This window comes from Limnoglobus roseus, from assembly GCF_008254045.1.
GTDB lineage: Bacteria > Planctomycetota > Planctomycetia > Gemmatales > Gemmataceae > Limnoglobus > Limnoglobus roseus.
The window spans coordinates 4256879-4272198 of record NZ_CP042425.1 but is presented as its reverse complement, the minus strand read 5'-3'; the positions used below and the strand labels follow the sequence as shown (position 1 = coordinate 4272198).

At 67.0% G+C, this 15320-nt stretch carries 16 protein-coding genes, 1 tRNA gene and 2 pseudogenes; 3 read left to right on the top strand and 16 right to left on the bottom strand.

Features of this window, described 5'->3' with window-relative positions; translation table 11 throughout:
• Window positions 1-86: 86 nt before the first annotated feature.
• The 9 genes from PX52LOC_RS17755 to PX52LOC_RS17715 form a co-directional block, all read right to left on the bottom strand.
• Complete coding sequence (locus PX52LOC_RS17755) at window positions 87-668, bottom strand: sigma-70 family RNA polymerase sigma factor (protein ID WP_149111357.1); 582 nt, start codon at window positions 666-668, stop codon at window positions 87-89.
• Window positions 669-955: 287 nt separating this feature from the next.
• A complete protein-coding gene (locus PX52LOC_RS17750; RefSeq protein ID WP_149111356.1) occupies window positions 956-1705 on the bottom strand; it encodes a sulfite exporter TauE/SafE family protein in 750 nt (249 codons plus the stop codon).
• A gap of 45 nt (window positions 1706-1750) precedes the next feature.
• Window positions 1751-2302 carry a flavin reductase family protein gene (locus PX52LOC_RS17745; RefSeq protein WP_149111355.1) on the bottom strand — a complete coding sequence of 184 codons (552 nt, stop codon included), beginning with the start codon at window positions 2300-2302 and terminating at the stop codon, window positions 1751-1753.
• Between the two features lie 56 nt (window positions 2303-2358).
• Window positions 2359-3249 carry an SRPBCC domain-containing protein gene (locus tag PX52LOC_RS17740; RefSeq protein ID WP_168219065.1) on the bottom strand — a complete coding sequence of 297 codons (891 nt, stop codon included), beginning with the start codon at window positions 3247-3249 and terminating at the stop codon, window positions 2359-2361.
• 393 nt (window positions 3250-3642) lie between these two features.
• The gene (locus PX52LOC_RS41980) at window positions 3643-3810 is read right to left on the bottom strand and encodes a hypothetical protein (RefSeq protein ID WP_218575387.1); all 168 of its coding nucleotides are present in this window, start codon (window positions 3808-3810) and stop codon (window positions 3643-3645) included.
• Between the two features lie 875 nt (window positions 3811-4685).
• Window positions 4686-5483, bottom strand: coding sequence for a hypothetical protein (locus PX52LOC_RS17730; protein WP_149111353.1), 798 nt, complete (start codon window positions 5481-5483; stop codon window positions 4686-4688).
• Window positions 5480-5767, bottom strand: coding sequence for a hypothetical protein (locus PX52LOC_RS17725; RefSeq protein ID WP_149111352.1), 288 nt, complete (start codon window positions 5765-5767; stop codon window positions 5480-5482). The genes PX52LOC_RS17730 and PX52LOC_RS17725 overlap by 4 nt, the downstream gene beginning before the upstream one ends.
• The gene (locus PX52LOC_RS17720) at window positions 5754-5996 is read right to left on the bottom strand and encodes a hypothetical protein (protein ID WP_149111351.1); all 243 of its coding nucleotides are present in this window, start codon (window positions 5994-5996) and stop codon (window positions 5754-5756) included. Before PX52LOC_RS17720 ends, PX52LOC_RS17725 begins: the two co-directional genes overlap by 14 nt.
• A gap of 144 nt (window positions 5997-6140) precedes the next feature.
• Complete coding sequence (locus tag PX52LOC_RS17715) at window positions 6141-6473, bottom strand: hypothetical protein (protein WP_149111350.1); 333 nt, start codon at window positions 6471-6473, stop codon at window positions 6141-6143.
• A gap of 471 nt (window positions 6474-6944) precedes the next feature.
• Here PX52LOC_RS17715 and PX52LOC_RS17710 point away from each other — a divergent pair.
• Window positions 6945-7041 (top strand) — tRNA-OTHER (locus PX52LOC_RS17710).
• Between the two features lie 65 nt (window positions 7042-7106).
• Here the strand turns inward: PX52LOC_RS17710 and PX52LOC_RS17705 are convergent.
• The 5 genes from PX52LOC_RS17705 to tnpA all read right to left on the bottom strand — a co-directional run bounded on the left by PX52LOC_RS17705 (window position 7107) and on the right by tnpA (window position 12043).
• Complete coding sequence (locus PX52LOC_RS17705; RefSeq protein WP_149111349.1) at window positions 7107-8255, bottom strand: tyrosine-type recombinase/integrase; 1149 nt, start codon at window positions 8253-8255, stop codon at window positions 7107-7109.
• A 27-nt stretch (window positions 8256-8282) separates the two neighbouring features.
• Window positions 8283-10415 carry an AAA family ATPase gene (locus PX52LOC_RS17700; RefSeq protein ID WP_168219064.1) on the bottom strand — a complete coding sequence of 711 codons (2133 nt, stop codon included), beginning with the start codon at window positions 10413-10415 and terminating at the stop codon, window positions 8283-8285.
• The gene (locus tag PX52LOC_RS40645) at window positions 10412-10630 is read right to left on the bottom strand and encodes a helix-turn-helix domain-containing protein (RefSeq protein WP_168219063.1); all 219 of its coding nucleotides are present in this window, start codon (window positions 10628-10630) and stop codon (window positions 10412-10414) included. Before PX52LOC_RS40645 ends, PX52LOC_RS17700 begins: the two co-directional genes overlap by 4 nt.
• A 188-nt stretch (window positions 10631-10818) precedes the next feature.
• On the bottom strand, window positions 10819-11334 hold the full coding sequence (locus PX52LOC_RS17695; RefSeq protein WP_149111347.1) for a hypothetical protein: 516 nt from the start codon (window positions 11332-11334) through the stop codon (window positions 10819-10821).
• Window positions 11335-11350: 16 nt separating this feature from the next.
• Complete coding sequence (tnpA, locus tag PX52LOC_RS17690; RefSeq protein ID WP_149111346.1) at window positions 11351-12043, bottom strand: IS66 family insertion sequence element accessory protein TnpA; 693 nt, start codon at window positions 12041-12043, stop codon at window positions 11351-11353.
• Window positions 12044-12713: 670 nt separating this feature from the next.
• On the opposite strand from tnpA, the gene PX52LOC_RS17685 reads away from it, so the two are divergent.
• Together PX52LOC_RS17685 and PX52LOC_RS17680 are read left to right on the top strand one after the other, a co-directional pair.
• The gene (locus tag PX52LOC_RS17685) at window positions 12714-13121 is read left to right on the top strand and encodes an IS5 family transposase (protein ID WP_168218752.1); all 408 of its coding nucleotides are present in this window, start codon (window positions 12714-12716) and stop codon (window positions 13119-13121) included.
• 14 nt (window positions 13122-13135) lie between these two features.
• Window positions 13136-13543: a transposase gene (locus PX52LOC_RS17680; protein ID WP_390635622.1), complete on the top strand. Its 408-nt coding sequence runs from the start codon at window positions 13136-13138 to the stop codon at window positions 13541-13543.
• Window positions 13544-13624: 81 nt separating this feature from the next.
• Here PX52LOC_RS17680 and PX52LOC_RS17675 read toward each other — a convergent pair.
• Both PX52LOC_RS17675 and PX52LOC_RS43345 read right to left on the bottom strand, forming a co-directional pair.
• Window positions 13625-14440, bottom strand: a pseudogene (locus PX52LOC_RS17675) (IS5 family transposase).
• 600 nt (window positions 14441-15040) lie between these two features.
• Window positions 15041-15286: pseudogene (locus PX52LOC_RS43345) on the bottom strand (transposase); the annotation flags it as partial.
• Between the last annotated feature and the right edge of the window lie 34 nt (window positions 15287-15320).

The window sequence follows — 15320 nt, the reverse complement described above, 5'->3', positions numbered from 1 at the left end:
CGCTCCCCAGGAGAAGCGTTCGGAGCCCGGCCGTTCGTTCAACAATAAGAAGTGCGTCGTCGGCGGCAGAACCTGGCCACAGGTCCTCAAAGATTTTCGCCGGGGTCGCCGGTTGGCTCGATTTCCCGCCGCAACCAAGCCCGGGAAAAGCTCCAGAGCCGCCCGGCCGTCCGCGGGGAGATCCCAAGGCTACCGGCCGCCTCGGGTAGCGTCAGCCCGCCGAAGTACAAGAGCTGGACCAATTCGGCCTCCCGGGGATGAACGCTGGCCAACTTGGAAAGGGCCTCGTCCAAGGCGAGTAGGTCTTCCGCCGGTTCGGGCAGGGCGGGGGAAACGTCATCCAGGCCCAGTCGGTTGAACTCGCCGCCGCGTTTCTGTCGGTGCTTCCGCCGGGCGTTATCGACAAGGATTCGCCGGATGGCGACCGACGCCGCAGCGAAGAAGTGCCCGCGGTGATTCCACGTTTCGGGATTCGCCCCGCCGACGAGTCGCAGGTACGCCTCGTGGACGAGGGCCGTGGGTTGGAGAGTTTGACCGGCAGACTCGTTGGCCAAATAAGCGGCTGCAAGTTTTCGCAGTTCCTCGTACACGACGGGCAGCAGTTCGGCAGCAGTTCGGGCATCCCCGGCGTCGATGGCATTCAGAATGTGCGTGAGGTCTGTGGTCACTTGACTTCCCGTGGCGGCGGAGGTCGGCTTCAGTCCATCATGCGAGGAAGCGATCCGGACCTCTCAATCATTATCAAATCTATCGGAACCAGCCCACAGTGCCGCGTACGGCCCACACGGGCGTAGACCCAGCAGCGTTTCGCCCTGGCGGCGGAGATATCCCGCACGTCGGCGATACCGGGCGAAGGGGTGGTCGCGGAGTGCGGCGAGCGAACGCGGGGCCGACTCTCGGCCGGTCACCCGGTCACTGTCAATTGCCACGTAGCGACGACCGTCACGTCATCGCCTTACTCTCCCCACACGGACTGGGCGAGCAGAACCAGCCCGATCCCGATCAGGCCGACGTGGACGTAGCGGACGAACACTTCGGGGTGCATGCGCCGGTTCGCAACCCTTCCAATCAGCACCGCGAACGCTGCGGGAACAATGGACAGCAAGAAGTACCGGGTCACGTCCGGCACCCACAGCCCCGCGAGCCAGAACCCCAGCATCCCGGCCGCACTCGCCGGCAGGAAGTAGCCCTGAAGCGTGGCCCGGAAGTGCTCTGGCGACCAGCCCCGAAGGGCAGCGTACACTACCAGCGGCGGACCGTTCATCCCGTAAGCCCCGCCCAAGATGCCCGCCCCGAAGCCGAACGCCCACGCGAACCGGTCATCGCTCAACTGAGGCTTCCGCCTCCCGAAAAGGCAGTAGCACGAAAACCCGATGATAACAGCGGCCATCGCCACCTTGACAGGACCCGGTGAGACTTCCGTCAGCAGGAACAGCCCGATCGGGATGCCGACGAAGGTCGGGAGGGTCAGCCACCAGGCACTGCGGACGTGGATGTGGCGCCAGTCCTGCGCGAGGATTAACGCGGCAATAGCGATCGACAGCAGGGTGGCCAGCGGAACCGCCACCCGGATCGGGACGATCAGGCCCAGTAGGGGCACCGCGACGAGGGCCTCCCCGAACCCGAAGGCGGATCGGACGAGCGTCGCCAGGAAGACGACTCCGACCACGGGGAGAACGAGTGGATCATCTGTGAACGGGGCCATTCGTCCTGCTCCAAGACGGCTGATGAAATCATGCGGAACGGCGGGCTACAGCATCTCGGGCTTGAACGTCCGCCGGTAGCTCTTGTTCTCGCCGGCGATCATGAACACCCCGTCGCCGCGGTAGTGGACCGTCTTCGGGTACTTGGGTGATGTCGCGACATGCGCCCGCACGCACTCGAAGGTGAAGAGGCTGTACTTGTCCGCCTGGCTGTCGTCGACCAGCCTGCACTCGAAGCTGGCGAAGCACTCGGCGATCCGCGGCGCACCAACCGTCTTCGCCTTCGCCGGGGTGAGCCCGAACACCGCGAACTTGTCCGCCTCCGGGCCGTGCGTGTTGCCCACCCCGATCACGGCGTCGATCAGTTCGAACGTCGGCACGTTGAAGACGCAATCCTTGCTCGCCCGGGTGAGCTTGCGGCTGTGGTTCTGGTCCCAGATGTAGCACCCGATGTGGTTGTACCCGAGAATTGTGTGCCAGCCCATCGTCATGATGTCACGCTCGCCCGCGTGCGCGAAGCTGACCAGCACGACGGGGCCGGGTTCGAGGAACCGGCGGATGTGGTCGGTCGGGAAGTCGGCCTTCTTGTGCGCTTTCATGTGGCCTCCGGTGCGTGCTGGGCTGCAACTTTCGCACCGGAGAACCGATCGCCCCATCATCGGCTGCCGGCGAGTACCGCCTGCAGCCGGTCGAGGTTCTGCTCGTTGGCGGGGTCACAAATCGGCCGCAGCTTCTCGGCGATCTCGCGGCTGTCGAACTCTTGAGCCCAGACCAGGTGCGTCTTGTCGCCGCGTGCCGTCAGCGTCACGGTGAGCGTGAAGTGCGGCTGCGAGACGAGCTCGATCGCGATCTTGTCGGGCCGGGTCTCTCGAAAGACGCTCTCGTTCGGGTAGTCGGTACCGTTCGGGCCGTGCATCACGAAGACCCACTTGCCGCCGGGCTTGAACTCGAACCGCTCGAACGTGTTCGTGAAGCCGTCCGGACCCCACCACTGGGCGAGGCTCTCCGGCCGCTCGAACGCGGCGAAGATCTCCCGCGGGGTGGCCGCAATTTCTCGTTCGGTGCGAAGGGCGGCCGGGTTGTCAGAAGCCAGTGGCTGGTTCAGCTCGGTCCGCCAGGTCGTCGGATCGAGACTCGACTCCGGCCCGTAGACGTAGCTTTCCCACAGCCCGTGTGCCGGCGAATGCCCACCGGCCTGCACCCGCGCCCCGAACTCGTGCCACACGTGGTGGAGTTGGTCGTAGGGGCCGGTGTACACCGCCCGCGCCACCTTGGCCGCCGGGAGCGCTCCGGGGACGACACGACCCGATGGGGTGACCGGCTTGTCCACGGGGAACCCGGTCTCGAACTCGAACTTCCCGCCCGCCATGCTGAGGTAGCGGTTGAACAACGGCCCGGCCGGTTGGAGGCCCTGTTCGCCGAGGACGGCGAGTAGTTCCTTCACCGCCTGCGGCATGACCGCCGGGAGTTCCTTTTGCGGGATGTGGAAGCGGATGACGGCGGCCTGCCGGGCCGGGGCGTGGGTGACCTGGATCGCGTCGATCATGGCAACCTCCGGGGAAAAGGGAGGAGTAGACCAACGGAGTTGCGACGTGTCGAGGCCAGCAGAAAGAAAAGAGGCCCGCGACCGGGGGTAGGTCGCTGGCCAGTGGAACATGTCAGGGGGAAGGCAGAGGGAGTTGGGTTCAGCCTCGGGGGAAGGCCCGTCGCACCTTGGGGGAAGGTTGACGACGGTAGGGATTAAGCAGGCGGCGTGCCGGACTCGTGGACGATCGGCGCAACTGCTCGCGATGAAAGAGGAAGAAGAATTTTCACTGCCAGACGTCTTCGCAAGCGGTGCAGTTCTTACCGGTGAAACTTACCGCCGACATCCCTTCTCAAAGCAAAAAGCCCCTGACACGATGATGTACAGGGGCTCCTCGATTGCGAGTCGGTTCCGTTAGTTTGCTGCCACGCCAACCGAGCGCTTGATGCCGCGCTCCTCGCGGATCATCTTCGACACCTCGTTGAACGCGTCTTCGGCGGTGATGCGGGCAGACATCGCGCGTTCACCCAACGAAAGCGTCCATACCTTCACCTCTTCGGCGTCTTGCGGGTGGAAGACCATTCGGACGGCGATGTTGTAAACCCACGCCTGGTGGCGCAGGATCAGCTTCTCCAGGGTGTCGAGGCCGCCACCCGCGCCGACTCGATCAAGGCGAGGCTGTCGGACTCGTCAATGACTTCCGTGAACGGGTTGAACACACTTTTTTCTCCCGGGTCGACGCCCCTCCCGCCGACGCAAGGGCCAGACGCGGGCAACGCCTTTGACACGTGAAAAGGGCCGGTGTGACAAGTCCGGGTCAACAATTGTTCCCAACATCTTGTCCGCGAACGGGCGGTCGTGACGAGAGGCGTCTCGGAACTATCTTCTGCTTTCCCGGCATCGGGTAATGTCCTTCGGAAACGCCGGGTGGAACGCCGCCACCGAGTCGCCCCGCAGCCGCGGCGACTGCTTCGACTCGGGCCCAGTCCCGGGCGAGGATGGCGGCCGCCTCGGCCTCCGCGTGCCCGATGAGCGTGCGCAGGTCGTTTTCCCCGTCCCAGCCCCAGCCGACGGGGGGAACCGGTGCCGGGAACGCCGGGAACCCCTCCCGGGCCAAGATCAGCACCATCACCCCGAGCCGGTAGGCCAGGTCGAGGTCGGTCGAGTACTCACTGGCCGTGGTGAGGATGCATAGCCCTCAGTGCCGCCCGGTACGTTCGCCCGGCCCCGAGAACGGCTCAGTCGTCGTGAGCCGTTCTCGGGGCCGGCCGGCGTAGAAGATCGTCGGTTCGGCCCCGACTTACGTCCGACGGTTTGGCCTGCCCCAAACTGTTCACAAATAATTTGGGCGGTCGCCGCGCGTCGACCCCGGCGGTCCTGCCTCCGTCCTCGCGTGTCGTCAAAACCCGCACCGAATCGCCGACCCGCACGCATGGCATTCTGTCCATTCTCCCCCGTCAAGGTCGACTGCCGGCCATTCCGGATAGTGTCCGCCCCGGGGCGTCGATCGGCTGGTCCACCCGCCGTGCCTCCCACAGGTGGGCGACGAAGCGAACGATGCCCGACGGGCTGCGGCCGGCCGGCGGCCGCATCGTCCCGCGGCGGGGCATGGTCATGGCCGCCTGGAACAGATCCCAGTTGTCGGACTTCGCGGCGGCCGCCCCGGCGAGGAAGAATGTTACCTCCGCCACCGTCGGCCGCCCGGCCACCGCCCGCCAGAAGGCGGCGTCGTAGAACGCCCGCCGTAGCGCGGCCACGGCCCCCGCGTCCTGTAACAGTGCGATGACCGGCGGGTCCCCCGGAAACGACCAGTCCCCGCCGACGAGCATAACGTGGCGGACGGCCGACTCGGCGTCGGCACCGGCGTGCGTGGCGGTCAGCAGGTCGTACCAGCCGGCGATGGCGGCCGCCCCGGCGGCCACCACCCGCTCCCCCTCGGCCGCGGTGTATAGCCGCCGCCGCGCGGCCGGGGCGACCGCCGGCCGTCGGCCGTTCGCCTCCGCACCGCCGCCCCACCCCGCCCGGCAGCGGTCCGCCAGCCCGCGGACGGCGTCCCGGTGGGCAGAGGCGGCCGCCTCGAGCGGGGCCACGCGGGCTTGCAGGTCGCGGAAGGCGGCGTCCCGCTCGGCGTCCGGCGGCGGATCGACGTAGGCGACTACCCCCGTGGCGGGGTCGCGGCGTCGTTTGAAGTATTCCTGCAACGGGTCGTGCCGGCCGGCGGCCAGGCCCGGGGCATGGGGCGCGGGGAACTTCATCCCGTAATCTCCAGGCCCGACCACGCGGGAACGTGATCCCGCGTCGGGGCCGCCGAGTGTACCAGATTCGGCCGATCCTCGATAGACGCCCGGCTGTCCGCCGCGCGGAAGGAATTCGCCTCGCCGCCGGTGCAAAGGGTGCCGCTCGGATTCGCGGCCTCGGCACAGTCGGCAGGCCCGGTGGAAAGTTCGGTTTCCCAGCCGTGGGCAAAAATGAGTAGCATCGTCTCGGTTTCGGTAACCTTCTCGGCCGTCGGGAGTCGCACCGACTCACTCGTCGTCATCGGGCGCGTCGGCCTCGATCTCCGTGCACGAAATGACGCCAGCCTGGTCGTTGAAGTACACCAGCACCTCGGTGCCGTCGGCGTCCTTGCCCTCGTACACCCCGCCCTTTCCCTTCTTGAAGCGGACCGTCTTGGCCCGGTTGAACGCACTCCCGCGTTGAGCGGACGGGCTGAGTTCGGCCTTCGCGTGCTTGTTCAAGAGCTCGACCACGGCTTCTTGGAATGTCATCGGAACCACCTCCCGAGTCAACCCGCTGATGGGGAAAGAAGAAGGGTATGGCCGTCGGCCGTGGCGGTCAACCGCTCGGACGCTGGCTCACGGCCCGTGAGCCTCGGCACGCTCCCGCGGCGGCGGGGGGCGCGGAGTCCGGAATCACTCGTTGGCCTTCTGCGGAAAAATGAAGGCGCGACCGTTCCGCTGCACGATCTGTTTGAGGTTCGCCGTGTACGGGAAGTGCTGTTCCGCGAGGATCCGCAACTTCCCGCGTGCGTCGTCTTCCACCATGTCGCCGAGTCTCGGGTCCAGCAGCGCAATGCTTTCCTTCTGAACGACGATCTTGTCGATTTCCATCCCCTCGGCGAGCAACCGCAGGAACGTGTCAACGCTCTCGGCCTGGAGGCAGAACTTCCCGGCCGACATTTTGAATCGGAAGTGCTTGGCCATCCACGCGGCGGCAATGGGATCGGTGTAGAAGTAGTGGGCCATGCTCGTCCTTGGTGCATCGGGAGGGGAAAGTTACACCAGTCCCGGTCCACGGGACGGCCTACAAGGTCCGACGCATCGAAACTCGGCGGTCGCTCGTGACGCTGGCGCGGGTCACGCCGCCCGCGAGGCCATGCGGACCGGCTGCCGAATGCAGGCGTTCGCGCAGCCGCGGCGTTCCTCGAAGGACGAGTTGCCACGCAGCGACGGCGATCTCGATTGATCGCCATCCAGCGGAGGGCCGATCTTAAAGCAACATTCTCGACCCCGGCCCTGGCCCCGCCCCTCGGCACATTGATGGGGCGGGAGCGTGGGAGGATAGGGAGGCCGATCCCGGTGGATCGCACAAATGCGTCACGAGTGGAGGTTGCCCGACGCGATCAATGCCAAGATCGCCCGGCGAATCGGCTCGGGCAGGTTCGGCCATGCGGTGACGACGACGCCTAGGTCCCCGTCGCTCCTGCGCCCCGCACTGCGCCCGTTTTCGGAACTCGGTGTTTCCGAGGCGTTTTCCCCACCCTCCGTCGGTCTTCGGAACCGAGGGTTGGGGGTTCGAATCCCTCCGGGTGTACTGGACAAGATTGCATCAAATCGCAGGGGGCCGCAACATGTTGCGGCTCCTCATCTTCCTGACTCTCACTCCCTTTCGTTTGCGGCTCCCTCCGCCGCTCTCTGCTGCGCCGGATTTTGCGCCGCTTTCTTAAAGTGGTCCTCGGTCACCTGCCAGTAGTGGGCTTCGGCGACGGCTTGCGTGTGCCCGAGCCAAGCCGCCACGACGTAGGCGGGGTAGGTCTGAATCAGTTCGGTGGCACAACTCGCCCGCATGTTGACGAACGGTTTATCCCACATTGGTACTCCCGCCCGCCGCGCGATTCGGGCGAGTTGCGTGCGGAGGTTCGTGTTGCAGTCGCGGTATCGGGTGATGACGTGTTCCGCCCTCTCCCGCGCTTGGTCGAACGCGACTTCGAGGTGAAGCCGGACTTCGGGGAACAGAGGCACGGTACGAAATGGCTCTCCGGTTATCTTCCCCGTCTTCCCGTTGGCGACGGTCATCCGGTCTTGGTCCCAGAGGATGTCGGCCCACCGCAAAGCGAGTACTTCCGTGGGACAGCGCAAGCCGGCGAACCGGCAGAGGGCCACGATCAGCCGCCATTCCCCGTCCGGACAGGTGTCCATAATCTTAGCCGTCTCGTCACGGGTAACGAAGTGGTCGCGCGATCGGTCGGGCCGAGTATTCGCGGCCAGCCCGACGAAGGGGTTGCGGGTCAGGACTTCATGTTTCACGGCCGCGCCGAAGAATTGCTTGGCCCACCCCAGCTGCCGTCGGACAGTGTTTGCGGCCCGCGTGGTGGCCAGCCACCGGGCGTACCCTTGCGCGTCCCCGGCCGTGACGGCGTCCAATCGGTGATCGGAGCCGAAGTGTTCGACGAGCAGTCGGGCCGCGAATTCCAGTCGCGCGACGCTGCGGGGAGCCAAGTCGGTGCGGGCTGCGATGTACCCCTTGCACCAGGCTTGCAGAGCCGGGACGGCCGACACTCCTTCGGCCAGACCCACCGCCACCATCCGGTCACGGAGTTTGCCACCGATTCCGGATAGCCAGACGGCGGTGTCCCGCGGAATGGCCTGGCCACTCAGTTTCGCGCCGAGGAGGGCTTCGACGTGTCGACAAATGCTGTCCGCGGTCTTACGGTCGGTCTTCCCGAGGCGGATGGCTTTGCGTGACCCATCGGGCGCGACAAATTGAATGCGCCGCCGGCCATTCGGATCATTGACAACGGATGCCATGTCCTTGACTCCTGTTTAGGGGTGCGGTTAATCGGGTAGGCCGCGCGCTTCCGGGAACAACGAGCCGTCGGCAACGTCGATCCCGCTCACGGTGTTCGATTCGTCGAAGGCGGCCGAGTTGTGTTGTACCTGGCCACCTTCGACGTTTTGAAGTCGGTTATCTGAGTTTTTTGCGTCGTTCTCCCGAAGGTGGCCACCGGCTTCTCTTCTTGGCCCGGTTCGCGGGTGGGCGTGGTCACCTTCGTTCGGCAGTTGCCACGCCCATCCGCCCGAAAATGCCTGCTTGTGTGGGATGATTGCCAGTTCCTCTCGGGCGCGGCGAACCGTCCGCCACGCCAGTCCCGCCGCTTTCGCTTGTGCCTCGATCTCTCGGACGAGAAGCGGGCTATTTTCGAGGACGCGGGTCAGCCAGTCCACGGCCGCGTCACGGGCTCTTGGTTTCGGTCCGCCGACCTGTCGACTGCCGTCGGGCGGGGCCATCAGGTCGTCCGCGTGCAAGCCGTCGAGCGGATCGGCTTCCCACTCCAAGTGGGCCGGTTTACCGCTGATCGTGAACGCCAGCCCGGCGGCCGGTTCACCCAAGTTGCTTTTGCCCGGCACGAGCAACTTGCGGTCGCGGTCTTTATCGTCGGCCGCCAAGTGCAGCACGCACCGGGCCAGCCCGACGAAGGCGCGACTGCCGAGGGCCGCGTCGTCGGCGAAACTCGACTGGGCCTTGCGGGTGTGGCAGACGATGAGGACAGCTACGCCGCGCTCGGCGGCCAGGGCCGCCAGCGGGGCCAGGACGCCGCGGACTTCGTTATCGCGGTGGGCGTCCACCCGCCCGCCCAGGTAGCTGCCGACCGGGTCGATGACGACAAGCTTGCAGTCCGACAGTTGGTCGAGCGCGTCGCGGATGAGGTCGACGTTTTGAAGGTCAAAGGCGACGACCCTTTCCTTGCCGTCTTCCCCCACAACCTTCGCGGCTGTCAGCAGGTGGATTCTCTTCAGGTCAGCCCCCGCGCTGTTGAGTCGCGGCGCGATGGTGTCGGCGGTGTCATCCTCGGCCGAGATGAGCAGGGTCGAGCCGAGCGGGGCGGTGCCGCCGTCCGGCCACGGTGCGCCGACGGACAGGCGGGCCGCGATGTCGCACGTCAGGAACGACTTGCCGGCGCCCGGCCGCCCGACGAGTAGGGTCAGCCGACCGAGCGGGATGCGGCTCGGCCACAGCCACGGCACTTCGGTTGGTTCCACGTCGGCCAGGCAAACGAGATTGAGCACGGCCCGCGACCGCGGCTTCGCGGCGGCATAGCCGCCCCGCTGCGGGGTGACGTCGGCGGCAATCGCTTCGAGTTCGGCCCTCATGCCGTCCGGTTCGGCCGCCTCGCCGTGGGCGTCGATCCAGTCCACGATGTCCCCTTTCTCGGGCAGGCCGGGGAGTTCGATCACCCGCACCACCGTTGCCGGCGAGTGTTTGGCGATCTCCGCGGCCACGGCTTCGGCGTACCGGCGGCCGGGGGCGTCGTTGTCCGGGAATATCCACACTCCCAGAAGGCCAACCAGCGCCGTCCAGTCGCTTCGTGAGACGGCGTCGGCTCCGCCGGCCGAAGTCGTGGCCGTGAAGCCGAGCTTGCGGAACGCGTCGGCGGCCTTCTCCCCCTCGGTAACAACCACCCGCTTGGCCTTTCTGACTTCCGTCAGTCGGTAAAGCGGGCGGGGCGATGGCATTCCGGCGATCTGCCAACGGCCGTCGATCAGAGCAACCGGAGAGTAACGCTTTCCGCCACGCGGGCCGTCCCACCGAAGGGTCAGTCCGACCATCGCCCCGCCGGCGTCGTGGTACTCCCACCGGCCCGACGGCGGCCGGCTCTTCCGGGCGAGACACCGGATGACCGCCTCAGCCGAGGAGAACCCGTTTCCCCGTTCGACGGCCATGTGCGGCACTTTCGCCCGGTGCGCTTCCTTCTCCGGTCGCAAGTCGGCCGGCGTCAGTCCGAGCGCCCGGACGATGTCGGCGAACCGGCAGCCGGCGTGGCAGTGCAAGAGAATTCGCCCGTCGTCCCCTCGGTTGACGGACAGGCTCGGCGAGTTGTCGTCGTGGGCGGGGCAGCGGGCGGTCCACCCGCCGCCCGACTTGCGGGCGGTGGGCAGTTTCTCCAGCACCCGTTCGAGGGGCGTCATGCCTGACCTCCCGTCGTGCCGGTGTGCTGGGCCAGCCACGCTTGCAGGTCGGCCACGGAGTACAGGACCGTCTTCCGCTTGCCGGTCCCGATCCGGATGCACAGGATGAGCCCGAGGCGGGTCCACTCCCAGAGGGTGCGGGGCGAGATGCACAGCATCTTCGCCGCGTCGCGCGGCTGCAGGGCCATTGGATGTTGATTGTTCCCGGTCGTCATGATCCGCTCCACAGAGTAAGCGTGTGATTCGCCCATCGCGAACCGCACACCCACTGTCGAAGCGTTCGGCAGATTGCCGCAAGACGTCGCACTCGTGGCGACGAAAGATTCTGAATCGTCGGAAGTTGCGTCGACTAGCGAAGTGGCAAACCATTCGGCAATTTCTGCCGAACGATCGAACGCGCTAATTATCCGTCATCGCGTTCTGGGTTGAGGTCGTCCCGATACTCCGAGTACCGTTGCATCGGAATGTCACCGGCCAAGACTCCGAGACGCAGCGCGAACTTGCGGACGTTCCGACACATAATTTTGTACTTGTCGTGCCCCTCGAACACGTCGGCAAATAACTTCGACGCGGTCGACGTCGAGACACCGGCCCGGCGGGCCAGTTCGTTGTTGTTGATCGGGTCGGGGGTGACACCGCCGTCCTCGGCGTAGTTGTGGTGTTTTAGGAGGACCACGGGCATCTTCGCCTGCGCATCGCCCTTGTGGGTACTACGCTTGGACTTGGGCGGGGTTCCGGGTTCTCGTCTGCCGTCCCCCGCCGGCGGGTCCGACTCGCCGCCCTCGTCGAGTTCGGGGTCGCGGGTAAAGGGCATGTTGAGAAACAGGGGGATCGAGAAGACGAGGTGCGGGTAAACGGCAGTGGGGTCGTCCGGCTCGTACTCCCCGAGACTGGGGGAGTGGGCACGAGGGTCGAACACCGTGCGAGCGAGCAGTTCAACGACGCAGTCGCGTTCGCCATCGCGCGGACGCCCGGACGATTTCCGCGGCAATCTCCCGCGACAGGCCTTCCGATCCGCCCCACTGAAGGACAAGGGTGAGCATGCCAAGTTCTTTGAGCAGCCGTCCGATTTCCAGAAGGTCGTCGATGGCGTTCTGGCGTGCGGCCGCCAATTCCTCGGGTTTGGACGAGAAGACCTTCCGGTCGCTGAAATGAACCCACCTCGACACGAGGGGGGTGAGCGCCCGGAGATGGGCTTCCGACCGCTGAAGCTGTTCGGCCAGTTGGGCCTGGGCTGCCGCGTTCCGAGCGGCCTGTTCTTCGATGCGCGCGGTCAGCGAAGCTGTCTGATTCTCTCCGGCCGCCATGCAAATCTCCAGTTGATAGCGCGTCACCACGACGACCACCCCGCCGGGCAGGACGACCTCGGCCGTCGCGTCCGACACGACCCGGACGGGCACGAATCCGCGGGCCGGCGGGGCGTCAGACGGCGACCCGGCGGGTGGCACGACGGGGCTCAGGCCGAGGTTCTTCCGCCACGTATAGAACCGCTTCTCGGACAGGCCATTCGCCAGGCAGAACGCCCGGACCGAAAGGCCGGACGTCGCGAACGCGGCGACCGTGTCCCGCCAGAACTGCTCTCGGTCGGACGGGTTGGCGGGTGGGGATGTGAGCGGGGTGTCGGACACGGGTAGCCTCCTCGGGTGAGAAAGCCACCATCGTAACCGACTGTGCAAGGCGTCGATTCACCGTGCGCTTACACAATTCGGTGCGCCACACTTACGTAGAACTCGTCCGGCATCGTCGCGCTCGCCATGTCGGCCTCCCAGATGGGCGGCAAAAGACGAGCGCAAAAGCCATACCAGACGTTTGTCAGTGTCAGTTACGACAGGCGAACAGACCAACCACCGAGCGGCACGGGGACGACCCGTAGCCAACCACCGCGACCTGCTCACCACCTCCACCGCCCCCGTCCGACGCCGACGTGGCCGATCTCCTCCCCGACCGCTGGCGGCCGTCGTAGTCCGACCGGTCCCGATCCACGACGCTCGGTCATAGACCAACTCGCCGGACGCTTTCCGTCGGGTGGCACTTGACAGTCACTACCCCTACTCGGCGGACGCTTTCACTTGACAGACACTACCATTAGATGCGTTCGCCCTGCCGAATATGCTGACGGCCGACGACACAGCGGGATCAAATAATAGCATACGTTGGGTCATGTGTTATCTGCGCCATTATATGGTGCCCACTTGGTGCCCGAAAGCATGCGTTTCACCCTGCTAGGCCGTGTTGACGAGCCGTGTTCGTTCGGGGTAAGAGTTTAGGTCGATCCCGACCATTCCGAGGCACGACGCCGTGCGGTACTTGCTCACGGACGACCACTGGGCCATCCTCGAACCGCTCGTCGCCCAGGCCAAGCAGTTCACCGGCGGCCAGCCGCCACGCCTGTCCGACCGCATGTTCTTCGAGGCAATCCTGTACTGGGCCCGGACCGGCATCCCATGGCGGGATCTGCCGAGCGAGTTCGGGGCGTGGGACGCCGTGTACCACCGGTTCGGCCGGTGGGCCCGCTCGGGCAGCCTGCGGCGGCTGTTTGAACTGCTGACCGCCAACCCCGACCTGGGTGACGTCCGCCGCATCCTGGTCGACTCCACCGTCGTCCGCGCCCACCAGCATGCGGCCGGGGCACGGCGGAAGAAAAAAAGATCGGGGCGGCACGAAGTGCTCGCCGTGAGGGTCTTGGCCGCAGCCGGGGCGGGCTGACCACCAAGGTTCTCGTGGCGGCCGTCGACGAGGGCACGGCCCTCGCCGTCGAAGTGTTGCCGGGCCAAGCCCACGACGCCCCGCGGTTGGGGCCGCTGCTCGACGCCACCATCGCTCGCGTGCCGCACTTCGACGAGGCGGTGTGCGACAAGGGGTTCGATGGGGACGACCAGCGGCAGGCGTGCGTCGACCGGGACGTGTTCCCGAACATTCCCAGCCGGAGCAACCGGGTCGAGCCCCAGCCGTTCCTGCCGGACGGGTATCGAGAGCGGAACAAGGTGGAGCGGCTGTTCGGCAAGGCCAAGCAGTTCCGCCGGTTCGCCACCCGGTACGAGAAGCGGAAGACGATGTTCCTCGGTGTGGTCCATTTGGTGTTCGGCGTCCTGCGACTACGGCGACTCAGGAACATCAACACGGCCTAATACGATTTAATTCGTAAGAATCGGCGTATTGATCCCGCCACCTGAGGCATATGCCCTCAAAAAGATTTGCATTCAATGTCTTTAGGTTCTGTCTGATAAGGCTGCCGTGACCCGCTTGAGGTACAGTCGGATCATGGCCACGTGGGCCACCGCCAGGTCGCTGACGGCCAGCTTCTCGTACCGGGTGGCCAGCCGGCGGTTCTCCTTCAACCACCCGACGCACCGCTCGACCACGGTACGCCGCCCGGTCGAACCCGAACGGCCGGCCCCGCTTCGGCCGGTGGTGGGGGTGCAGCCGGCGGCGGACCGACGGGTGGTCGTACCCCTTGTCCCCGGCCACGGCGGGCGGCCGCTGGCGGGGGCAACCCCGGCCCGGCCGGGGGACGGACACCGAGTCGAGAGCGGCGTCCAACCCGGCCGTTTCCCCGGCGTTCGCCGGGGTGAGGGCGACGCCGACCGGCAGCGCGTTCCCGCACGCCACCCGGTTCAACTTCGTCCCGAGCCCGCCGCGGCCGCGGCCCAGGGCGTGGTCGGCCGGCTCGGCGGTAGGCCCCTTTTTTTCGCCCCGGCCGCCGACCGGCTGGCCCGGGCGATGGTCGTGTCGACGCCGAACCGCGACCCGTCGATGAGCCGGAGCTGGTCCGCCGTCCCCTGCAACGCCCGCAGGATGGCCTCCCAGGTGCCGTCGTCCCGCCACCGCCGGAACCGCTCGTACACCGTCTGCCACGGACCGTACCGCTCGGGCAGATCCCGCCACGGCACCCCGGTGGCCGCCCAATACAGGACGCCATCGACGACCGTCCGGTGGTCAGCCCACCGGCGGCCCCGAGACGGCGGCGGCATGTGCGGCTCGACCAGGGCCCATTGGGCGTCCGACAACTCGTGACGACGAGGCATGGCGGGTAGCCCTCGGTGCCCATCCGCACCTTCGGATCGCGGGGCGGGCTTCCACGCCCGGCACCGGACGAAGGTGCGCCACCACCTTCGGATCGCGGGGCGGCTTGACCAGTGGGACGTGCGGCTCGATCCGCCGCCCTCCCGCGCCTGGAAGAACTCGCCCGAGTCGAACCCCTCGTCCGCCCCGAGGGGCGTCGGCGGTAAGCCGTGCGTATCCTTCAACCCGTCGAGCCTCTCCAACGCGGCCACCCGCTCGGCCGTGCCGTCCGCCGAGAACCGCCACGATCCGGCCGTGGCGGTCGTGGCGAGCGTGTGCCCCATGTGGGCGACCCCCGCCTCCTCCCCCAGCCCCTTCCGGTAGCGCCGGGCCTCCGGGTCGGTGCGACTGGCGTGCGGGGCGTTCGTCCGCTTCCGGCCGTGGGCGTCGACGGCCGGGCCCCGCGGCCGTCGACCGCCCGGATCGCTCGTTCCACCGCCGGCGGCGGTCCCCGGCTGGAAGCCCTTGGCCGACGCGAAACGCTCGATCCGCGTGCCGTCGACGCGGAAGTGCTCGCGGCACGGCCCGGCCGCGAGGGCCTCCCGGACCACGGCGGCGAAGAACGCCCTCGTCAGGTGGTGGTCCAACCGCTGGCGGTTGCGCGTGAACGTCGTCGCGTCGAACGCGTCGTCGCCCGCCTGCGGGTCGAGGAACCCGCGGAACAGCAGGTCGGTGTCGATCCGCGCGCACAACTGCCGGTCGCGGCGGGCGGAGTACCGTGCCATGACCAGCAGGGCCTTCAACAGCCCCTCGGGCGGCACCCCGGGCCGGCCGATCCGGCGGGACGCCGCAGTAGACGCGGCCGGCATGCCGGCCGGGGCGCGGTCCACCCGCCGCTCGACG